Here is a 9,627-nt window from a genome sequence, read left to right as displayed (position 1 = left end):
AGGTGTCCCTCCTTTACTAAGATGGTAAAAGAATAAGGTTGCGCAACAAATGTACAACTCAATAAATATAAAATGTATATTTATACGAAACGTATTTTAAAACCTAAAAACGTCGTTTGTATATGAGATAGGGTTTTCGACAAAAAAAGCAAATGTGGACAACTATTTACCCACATGTGATTAAAACTGTCCACATGTTATACACAAATTGTGGATAAGATAAAGGTGTGGAAAACTTATTCAAAGTGAAAACACAACTATAATATCAAAAAAAAGTGGCTATAGCAATGAATTTAAGAAAGTTATCCACAAAATCAATACCTTGTGGAATAAACTTGTCCACAACACGATATACTGTGTAAAAGTGTGAAAAAAGTTTGTGGATATAAAAAACGTGAAAAAACATTTATCCACAAGGAAATATAGATGCTGTGAAAAAGTATGTGAATAGGTTCAAAATGAATATTTGATGAAAATTTCTAGAACCATTGACATTTTCCTAGTTGATTAACTATAATTTATAGGACTGTCTTTAACAGATATTCCTCAGGGAGGTGTCATATAATGAAAAGAACTTACCAACCAAATAAACGTAAGCGCAGCAAAGTACATGGTTTCCGCAGCCGTATGAGCACAGCGAACGGACGTAAAGTGCTAGCAGCTCGTCGTCGTAAAGGAAGAAAAGTATTATCTGCGTAGACCACTGATCGTTCAGTGGTCTTTTTTTCTAATAATAGTGAATTTCCGCTGATGAAATACAGGAGTGTCAATTGATATGAAGAAAAAACATCGTATAAAGAAGAATGATGAATTCCAGGCGGTTTTTCAAAAAGGAAAATCAAATGCGAATCGTCAGTTTGTTGTATACCAATTAGATAAAGAAGAACAGCCAAACTTTCGCATCGGCCTTTCTGTTAGCAAGAAAATAGGAAATGCAGTAGTTCGTAATCGAATTAAGCGCATGGTCCGTCAGGCTATTACAGAGTTAAAAGATGAGATAGATTCTGGAAAAGATTTTGTTATAATAGCAAGGAAGCCTTGTGCAGAGATGACATATGAAGAAGTAAAGAAAAGCTTAATTCATGTCTTTAAACGCTCTGGTATGAAAAGAATAAAAAAGTAGCGTAAGGAAATGAATTACACTATATACATACCGATACAAGGAGGAGTAGGCTTTGAAAAAGAAATTAGGTTTACTAGCCATGGTCGTTGCATTAATGGCGATTGCCACCGGTTGTAGTGAAACGGGTCAGCCGATTACATCGAAAAGTACTGGGATTTGGAATGAATATTTCGTATATCCGCTTTCTCAGTTAATCACGTATTTTGCCGACTTATTTAACAGTAATTACGGTTTAGCAATTGTTATTACAACTCTTATCATTCGTTTTGCATTATTACCATTAATGATTAAACAAACAAAGAGTACAAAGGCAATGCAAGCGTTACAACCAGAAATGGTGAAGTTAAAAGAGAAATATAGTTCTAAAGATCAAGCAACACAGCAAAAACTACAACAAGAAATGATGCAGTTATATCAAAAGAATGGTGTAAATCCATTGGCAGGATGTTTACCGATATTTGTTCAGATGCCTATTTTATTCGCGTTTTATCATGCGATTATGAGAACAACAGCAATTAGTGAACATACATTTTTATGGTTTGATTTAGGACAGGCAGATCCGTTCTATATCTTACCGGTTGTTGCAGCAATTACGACATTTATTCAGCAAAAGCTTGCAATGGCAGGAACAGCTGGTCAAAATCCGCAAATGGCAATGATGCTTTGGCTTATGCCGATTATGATTTTAATCTTTGCAATTAACTTCCCAGCTGCATTATCACTTTACTGGGTTGTTGGTAATATCTTTGGTATTGCTCAAATGTACTTTATCAAAGGGCCAGAGATTAAGGCTAGCAAAGCTGGAGGCTCAAGCAAGTGAGTATAATTACTGCTAAAGGACAAACAGTCGAGCTGGCAGTAGAGGATGCTTTAAGGCAATTAAATACATCAAAAGATCGAGTAGATATAAATATTGTCGATGAGGGTAAAAGAGGGTTCTTAGGTTTATTTGGGAATCGTCCTGCAGTAGTAGAAGTTGTATTGAAGAAAGATCCAATTCAGGAATGTGAAGAATATTTAAGAAATGTTATTCACAATATGGGTGTGGAAGTTGAAATTAGTAAAGTTGTAAAAGGACGCGAGATCGAATTTACAATTTCTGGTGATGATGTAGGAGTTTTAATTGGAAAAAGAGGTAATACATTAAACTCTTTACAGTATTTAACAAAACTTGTTGCAAATCGTAACACGAAGCAGTATATCGGTATTACACTAGATGCTGAAAATTATCGTAGTAAAAGAAAAAGTACGCTAGAATCACTTTCTTATCGATTAGCGAAACAAGTATCTAATACGAAAAAAAGAGTTATTTTAGAACCGATGCCATCTTTTGAACGAAAAATTATTCATCAGGCATTATCAAATCATCAAGGTATCAAAACAACTTCTGAAGGAAATGAACCACATCGGCATGTTGTAATATCTCCTAAATGACCGGTTGCTCAAATGAGTGCCGGTTTTTTTTGAGCGAAAAATAGATGTGGATAACTAAAAAACACTAAACTTATCCACTGTGAATAAGTTTAGTGTTTTTTACATGGGGATATAATAAAATGAGTTATTCTTCTTTTGTAGATAGGTTCGTTATGGTATCCTAATAATTTAGTGAAAGAAATAATCATGTTGAAATAGAGATAAATAAGCAAGTGAGGTGAAAGGACATGGAATTTGATACAATTGCTGCGATTTCCACAGCGCTTGGAGAGGGTGCAATTGCCATTGTTCGAGTAAGTGGGGATGATGCGGTTGAGAAAGTTGACCGTATTTTTAAAGGGAAGGATTTAACAGAGGTTCCTTCTCACACTATTCATTATGGTCATATCGTTGATTTAGATACAAATCAAGTTATTGAAGAAGTTATGGTGTCTATTATGCGCGCACCAAGGACTTTTACACGTGAAAATATAGTGGAAATTAACTGTCATGGCGGACTTGTTTCAGTAAATAAAGTATTGCAACTTATTCTAGCGCAAGGAGTACGATTGGCAGAACCGGGCGAATTTACAAAACGTGCTTTTTTAAATGGACGTATCGATTTATCACAAGCAGAAGCTGTTATGGATTTGATTCGAGCAAAAACAGATCGTGCGATGAATGTAGCAATTAATCAAATGGAAGGGCGATTATCTAAATTAATTGGTCTTTTGCGTCAAGAAATATTAGAAACATTAGCTCATGTTGAGGTAAATATAGATTATCCAGAATACGATGATGTAGAAGAGATGACACATAATATTTTAATTGAGAAAGCGACGCATGTTCGTTCGGAAATCGAAAAAATATTAGAAACATCAAAACAAGGGAAAATTTTACGTGAAGGTATTGCTACAGCAATTATCGGTAGACCTAATGTTGGGAAATCATCGTTATTAAATAGTCTTGTTCAGGAGAAAAAAGCAATTGTAACTGATATTGCAGGAACAACTCGTGATGTTATTGAAGAGTACGTTAATGTGCGTGGTGTACCTCTTAAACTTATAGATACAGCCGGTATTCGTGAGACAGAAGATGTTGTTGAACGAATTGGTGTGGAGCGTTCAAAAGAAATGATGAGCCAAGCAGATTTAGTATTAGTTGTTGTCAACTATAGCGAGGCTTTAACAAATGAGGATGAAGATCTATTCCATGCGGTACAAGGAAAAGACTTTATTGTTATTGTGAATAAGACTGATTTACCGCAAGCGATTGATATGGAACGTGTTACAGAGTTAGCCGCGGGAAATCGTGTTATTACAACATCCTTAATTGAGGAACAAGGAATAGATGAACTCGAAAAGGCAATAGCTGATTTATTCTTTGAAGGAACAATCGATTCTGCAGATATGACATATGTTTCTAATGCGAGACATATTGGATTATTAACACAAGCGGGACAAACAATCGGTGATGCAATTGAGGCAATAGAAAATGGTGTACCAATTGATATGGTGCAAATTGATTTAACAAGAACGTGGGAAATACTTGGTGAAATTACTGGTGACACAGTCCATGAAAGCCTAATTGACCAGTTATTCTCTCAATTTTGTTTAGGAAAATAATATAGTGATGTTTTAGAAAGATAGAGATTATTAGGAGGAATAAACAATGGGATACAATGCCGGTTCATACGATGTCATAGTAATCGGTGCAGGTCATGCAGGATGTGAAGCTGGTCTTGCGGCAGCACGAATGGGCTCAAAAACATTAATGTTAACAATTAACTTAGATATGGTAGCATTCATGCCATGTAACCCTTCTGTTGGTGGACCAGCAAAAGGGATTGTTGTTCGTGAAATTGATGCATTAGGCGGAGAAATGGGACGTAATATTGATAAAACTCATATTCAAATGCGTATGCTAAATACAGGTAAGGGGCCAGCTGTACGTGCACTTCGAGCGCAAGCTGATAAATTCTCTTACCAACATGAATTGAAGAAAACAATTGAAGAAACACCAAACTTAACGTTATTCCAAGGAATGGTAGAGCGTTTAATCGTTGAAGATGGTATATGTAAAGGGGTAGTTACACAAGCTGGTGCAGAATATACAGCAAAAACCGTTGTAATTACGACTGGAACATTTTTACGTGGCGAGATTATCATGGGCGACTTAAAATATTCAAGCGGTCCAAATAATCAGCAACCGTCTATTACATTATCTGAGCATTTAGAGGAGCTTGGGTTTGATCTAGTTAGATTTAAAACAGGGACACCTCCGCGTGTAAACAGTAATACAATTGACTACAGTAAAACAGAAATTCAACCAGGTGATGATAAGCCACGTTCGTTCTCTTTTGAAACAACGAAATTTATTATGGATCAAATTCCATGTTGGTTGACATATACAAGTACAGAAACACACCGTTTAATAGATGAAAATTTACATCGTTCAGCTATGTATTCTGGTATGATTAAAGGAACAGGCCCTAGATACTGTCCTTCTATTGAAGACAAAGTAGTAAGATTTAATGATAAACCACGTCATCAAATTTTCTTAGAGCCAGAAGGGCGTAATACACAAGAAGTATATGTACAAGGTTTATCCACAAGCCTACCAGAAGATGTACAACGTGACATGCTTAGAACAATTCCAGGCCTAGAAAATGTTGAAATGATGCGCACAGGTTATGCAATTGAATATGATGCGATTGTGCCAACGCAACTATGGCCAACACTTGAAACGAAAAAGATTAAAAATTTATATACAGCAGGACAAATTAATGGAACTTCTGGTTACGAAGAGGCGGCAGGACAAGGGCTTATGGCTGGGATTAATGCAGCATGCCGTTCTTTAGGTAAAAAAGAAGTTGTTTTAGGTCGTGAGGATGCTTATATTGGTGTCTTAATTGATGATCTTGTAACGAAAGGTACAAATGAACCATATCGTTTATTAACATCTCGTGCAGAATACCGTCTATTATTACGCCACGATAATGCTGATCTTCGTTTAACTGAAGTTGGTCGTGAAATTGGATTAATTAAAGAAGAGCGCTATGAGCGATTTACAAATAAAAAATTACAAATTGAACAGGAAAAGGAACGTTTAAGCAGCATTATTATTAAACCACGTCCTGAAGTTCAAGAATTAATTCGCAATATTGGTGGAAGTGAATTGAAAGATGGAATACGTGCAAGTGACTTATTACGTCGTCCAGAGATGACATATGAGCATATTCATCTTTTAGTACCAAGTGAAGTAGAATTAAGTGATGAAGTTACAGAACAAGTTGAAATTCAGATTAAGTACGAAGGATACATTGAAAAATCTTTACAGCAAGTAGAGCGTATGAAGAAAATGGAGAGTAAAAAAATACCTGTAGATATTGATTATGATGCGATTTCTAGCCTTGCCTCAGAAGCTAGACAGAAATTGAAAGATGTTCGTCCACTTTCAATGGGGCAGGCTTCACGTATTTCTGGCGTAAATCCAGCGGATATTTCCATTTTACTTGTTTATATAGAACAAGGAAAAATTGCGCGCGTATCGAACCAATAAATAGTAAGGAGATATTGCTAGATGAACATAGAACAATTTCAATCTATGCTAGAAGAGAAGGGAATCCCCCTCTCTTCTAGACAGTTAGAGCAGTTCAAAATCTACTTTGAAACATTAGTAGAGTGGAATGAGAAAATGAACTTAACGGCTATTACAGAAAAAGAAGAAGTATACTTAAAACACTTTTTTGATTCTATTACAGCTGCTTTTTATTATGATTTTTCAAAACCGTTCTCAATTTGTGATGTTGGTGCAGGGGCTGGATTCCCAAGTATTCCTTTAAAAATCTGTTTCCCGCACTTAAAAGTAACAATTGTAGATTCATTGCAAAAACGTATTAATTTCTTAAATCACTTAGCACAAAAGTTAGAATTAAGTGATGTTGCATTTTGTCATGATCGTGCTGAAACATTTGGGAAAAAAGAAGGTGTACGTGAATCATACGATATTGTAATGGCACGTGCAGTTGCACGTCTTTCTGTATTAAGTGAGCTATGTTTACCACTTGTAAAAGTTGGAGGAACATTCATTGCAATGAAAGGTGCAGCAGCAAACGAAGAAATCGAAAATGGTAAGTATGCTTTAGAGGTGCTAGGCGGAGAGTTAAAAGAGATGTCTACGTTCCAATTACCGTTTGAAGAGAGTGAACGTAATATTTTATTAATCGAGAAAAAGCGCAAGACACCAAAGAAATATCCACGCAAACCGGGAACGCCCAATAAATTACCTATTGAAAAATAAATCTTATTAGACGTAAGATTAAATTATATAAATGAAAACGTAAATGTTTCATAGGAAACATTTTATGGAGAATAGTCAATAGGCCTAAAAGGTGGTGGAATATGTATGAAAAATACGTTTTCTCGTTTATTTGGCTTTGGAGATAAAGAGAGCGAATTCGAATTACAAGACGAAAGCCATGAAGAAATAGATAAAAAGGTATATGAAGAAATACAAGAAATTCCGATAGTAAATATTACCCCTAACCGTTATCAACCAAGAACAGTTTTTGATGATGCGCGTATTGATGAGCTAGCATTAACGATTCGTACACATGGACTTATTCAACCGATTGTTGTAAGGCAATATGAGGATGATAAGTACGAGATTATTGCTGGAGAAAGACGCTTTCGCGCAGCAACAAAGTTAGGTTGGGAAAAGGTTCCTGCAATTATAAAGAACTTAAATGATACAGAGACAGCTTCTGTAGCTTTAATTGAAAACTTGCAACGTGAGGAACTAACGGCAATCGAGGAAGCTGTGGCATATCAAAAGCTGATTGAGTTACATAATTTAACACAAGAAGCATTGGCACAACGACTTGGAAAAGGACAATCTACAATCGCAAATAAGTTACGATTGTTAAAGTTGCCTGAAGAAATAAAAAGTGCATTATTAGAGAAAAGCATTACAGAACGTCACGCCCGCGCTCTCATTCCTTTAAAAAATGAGGAATTACAACTGAAGGTTTTACAGGAAATTGTGGAGAAACAACTGAATGTAAAGCAAACAGAAGAACGAATTGCGAAGTTACTAGAGGAAGCAAAACCGAAGCGTAAGGCAAAGCAAAAAGCAGTAAGTCGAGATACGAGGATTGCTATGAATACAATTAGACAATCTTTACAAATGGTTACTGAAAGTGGTTTGAATGTTAATTCTGAGGAAGAAGAATTTGATGAGTACTATCAAATTACAATTAAAATTCCAAAGAAAAAATAATAATGACGTGTTAGAGACCTTATCCTATTGGAGAGGTCTCTTTTACTATATTTTCTTGTTAAATGAAGAAGGAGTTTAGAAATAAATTTTGAAGTTTAATAAAGGACGTAAAAGAAAAAGTTTTATTTCATGTTACAATAAACGTAATTGTTACTAGAATAAGATAGAAAGGTTGAAAGTAGGTGACATCATGGGAAAAATCATTGCTATTGCTAATCAAAAAGGCGGTGTTGGAAAAACCACAACATCTGTTAATTTAGGGGCTGGATTGGCGCAAGTAGGTAAAAAAGTCCTTCTTGTAGATATTGATGCTCAAGGAAATGCAACGACTGGTGTGGGAATTGAAAAATCTGAATTAGATCAATGTATTTACAACGTTCTTGTGGAAGATGCAGATGTTCAAGGGGTTATACAGAAAACCGCAACGGAAAACTTAGATGTTCTACCCGCTACAATTCAATTGGCTGGTGCTGAAATTGAATTGGTACCGACTATTTCCCGGGAAGTACGTTTACAAAGAGCATTACAGCCAGTCCGTGATGAATATGATTATATTATTATCGACTGTCCCCCGTCTTTAGGGTTATTAACGATTAATGCATTAACAGCAGCAGATTCTGTTATTATTCCTGTACAGTGTGAATATTACGCACTAGAAGGGTTAAGTCAGCTATTAAATACAGTTCGACTTGTACAAAAACATTTAAATAAAAATTTAGCAATTCAAGGTGTATTGTTAACGATGTTGGATGCCCGTACAAATTTAGGGATCCAAGTTATAGATGAAGTGAAAAAGTATTTTAGGGATAAAGTATATCGCTCGATTATTCCGCGTAATGTACGCTTGAGCGAGGCTCCAAGTCATGGGAAACCTATTATGCAGTATGACGCTAAATCAAGAGGAGCAGAAGTATATATAGATTTAGCAGAGGAAGTGATTGCAGGTGGCTAAAGGATTAGGAAGAGGAATTAATGTGTTTTTTCCTGATTTAGATGTGAAAGAAGAGGAAACAATTCAGGAGATTCTTGTAACTGAATTAAGGCCGAATCCATATCAACCGCGTAAACACTTTAATAAAGAGGCGATTCAGGAATTAGCAATTTCGATTAAGGAACACGGTATTCTACAACCATTAATTGCTAGGAAGAGTATTAAAGGATATGAAATTGTTGCAGGTGAAAGACGATTTCGTGCTGCAAAAGAGGCTGGTTTAGAAAAAGTACCTGCGGTTGTAAGACAATTAACTGAACAGCAAATGATGGAATTTGCTTTGTTAGAAAACTTACAACGAGAAGATTTAAATCCTATGGAAGAGGCAATGGCATACCAGATGTTAATGAATGAGCTAAATGTAACGCAAGAACAATTAGCGAAACGTCTTGGTAAAAGCAGACCTTACATTGCAAATTATACTAGGTTATTAAGCCTACCTTCTTTCGTACAAGATATGATTGCAAATGGTCAACTTTCAATGGCTCACGGGAGAACTTTACTTACGATAAAAGATGAAGAACAATTGAAGTCCTTATTGAAACGCATTGAAAAAGAAGGATTAAATGTTCGTCAATTAGAGAAAATCGTCCAAGAGATTAATCAACACGTTTCACGTGAAACAAAAAAAGTGAAAAAAGAGCGAAATATATTTTTCGTAGAACGTGAAACGTTCTTAAGAGAAAAGTTTGGCACAGATGTGAAAATTAAAGAGACGAAAAAAGAAAAAGGTAAAATCGAAATTGAATTTTTTAACAAAGAAGATTTAAATCGTATTTTAGAACTATTAGCACAGAAAAATTAAAGAGCAAACCATCTT

The 9,627-nt window shown here is 35.4% G+C and carries 10 protein-coding genes; all 10 read left to right on the top strand.

The annotated features are described in order from the left end of the window. Positions 1 to 564 precede the first annotated feature (564 nt). The 10 genes from rpmH to spo0J all read left to right on the top strand — a co-directional run bounded on the left by rpmH (position 565) and on the right by spo0J (position 9,612). Entirely contained in the window at positions 565 to 699 is a 135-nt protein-coding gene (rpmH, locus tag MHI26_RS28225; protein WP_000831901.1) for a 50S ribosomal protein L34, read from the top strand. 76 nt (positions 700 to 775) lie between these two features. Continuing rightward, a complete protein-coding gene (rnpA, locus tag MHI26_RS28220; protein WP_000726621.1) occupies positions 776 to 1,123 on the top strand; it encodes a ribonuclease P protein component in 348 nt (115 codons plus the stop codon). Between the two features lie 52 nt (positions 1,124 to 1,175). Beyond that, positions 1,176 to 1,943 carry a YidC family membrane integrase SpoIIIJ gene (gene spoIIIJ, locus MHI26_RS28215; RefSeq protein WP_000727741.1) on the top strand — a complete coding sequence of 256 codons (768 nt, stop codon included), beginning with the start codon at positions 1,176 to 1,178 and terminating at the stop codon, positions 1,941 to 1,943. Continuing rightward, positions 1,940 to 2,557: an RNA-binding cell elongation regulator Jag/EloR gene (gene jag / locus MHI26_RS28210; protein WP_000022797.1), complete on the top strand. Its 618-nt coding sequence runs from the start codon at positions 1,940 to 1,942 to the stop codon at positions 2,555 to 2,557. Before spoIIIJ ends, jag begins: the two co-directional genes overlap by 4 nt. 227 nt (positions 2,558 to 2,784) lie before the next feature. Continuing rightward, the gene (mnmE, locus tag MHI26_RS28205) at positions 2,785 to 4,161 is read left to right on the top strand and encodes a tRNA uridine-5-carboxymethylaminomethyl(34) synthesis GTPase MnmE (protein WP_061667496.1); all 1,377 of its coding nucleotides are present in this window, start codon (positions 2,785 to 2,787) and stop codon (positions 4,159 to 4,161) included. A 46-nt stretch (positions 4,162 to 4,207) separates the two neighbouring features. Further along, positions 4,208 to 6,097, top strand: a complete 1,890-nt coding sequence (mnmG, locus tag MHI26_RS28200; RefSeq protein WP_000541044.1) for a tRNA uridine-5-carboxymethylaminomethyl(34) synthesis enzyme MnmG — start codon at positions 4,208 to 4,210, stop codon at positions 6,095 to 6,097. A 21-nt stretch (positions 6,098 to 6,118) separates the two neighbouring features. Then, positions 6,119 to 6,838, top strand: a complete 720-nt coding sequence (rsmG, locus tag MHI26_RS28195; protein ID WP_001019617.1) for a 16S rRNA (guanine(527)-N(7))-methyltransferase RsmG — start codon at positions 6,119 to 6,121, stop codon at positions 6,836 to 6,838. 105 nt (positions 6,839 to 6,943) lie between these two features. Continuing rightward, entirely contained in the window at positions 6,944 to 7,816 is an 873-nt protein-coding gene (gene noc / locus MHI26_RS28190) for a nucleoid occlusion protein (RefSeq protein WP_000799016.1), read from the top strand. 190 nt (positions 7,817 to 8,006) lie between these two features. After that, positions 8,007 to 8,768 carry a sporulation initiation inhibitor protein Soj gene (gene soj, locus MHI26_RS28185; protein WP_000516114.1) on the top strand — a complete coding sequence of 254 codons (762 nt, stop codon included), beginning with the start codon at positions 8,007 to 8,009 and terminating at the stop codon, positions 8,766 to 8,768. Continuing rightward, positions 8,761 to 9,612, top strand: a complete 852-nt coding sequence (gene spo0J / locus MHI26_RS28180; RefSeq protein ID WP_001051832.1) for a stage 0 sporulation protein Spo0J — start codon at positions 8,761 to 8,763, stop codon at positions 9,610 to 9,612. The genes soj and spo0J overlap by 8 nt, the downstream gene beginning before the upstream one ends. Positions 9,613 to 9,627: the final 15 nt, after the last annotated feature.

This window comes from Bacillus sp. FSL K6-1218, assembly GCF_038006445.1.
Taxonomy (GTDB): domain Bacteria; phylum Bacillota; class Bacilli; order Bacillales; family Bacillaceae_G; genus Bacillus_A; species Bacillus_A thuringiensis_S.
Note: the sequence above shows the minus strand (reverse complement) of the source record. Positions and strands in the feature narration are given on the sequence as shown.

Bases quoted from the DNA above. Each gene is read 5' to 3' on its own strand.
- soj (WP_000516114.1), top strand. From the start codon at position 8,007: ATGGGAAAAATCATTGCTATTGCTAATCAAAAAGGCGGTGTTGGAAAA.
- rsmG (WP_001019617.1), top strand. From the start codon at position 6,119: ATGAACATAGAACAATTTCAATCTATGCTAGAAGAGAAGGGAATCCCC.
- rpmH (WP_000831901.1), top strand. From the start codon at position 565: ATGAAAAGAACTTACCAACCAAATAAACGTAAGCGCAGCAAAGTACAT.
- rnpA (WP_000726621.1), top strand. From the start codon at position 776: ATGAAGAAAAAACATCGTATAAAGAAGAATGATGAATTCCAGGCGGTT.
- noc (WP_000799016.1), top strand. From the start codon at position 6,944: ATGAAAAATACGTTTTCTCGTTTATTTGGCTTTGGAGATAAAGAGAGC.
- mnmE (WP_061667496.1), top strand. From the start codon at position 2,785: ATGGAATTTGATACAATTGCTGCGATTTCCACAGCGCTTGGAGAGGGT.
- mnmG (WP_000541044.1), top strand. From the start codon at position 4,208: ATGGGATACAATGCCGGTTCATACGATGTCATAGTAATCGGTGCAGGT.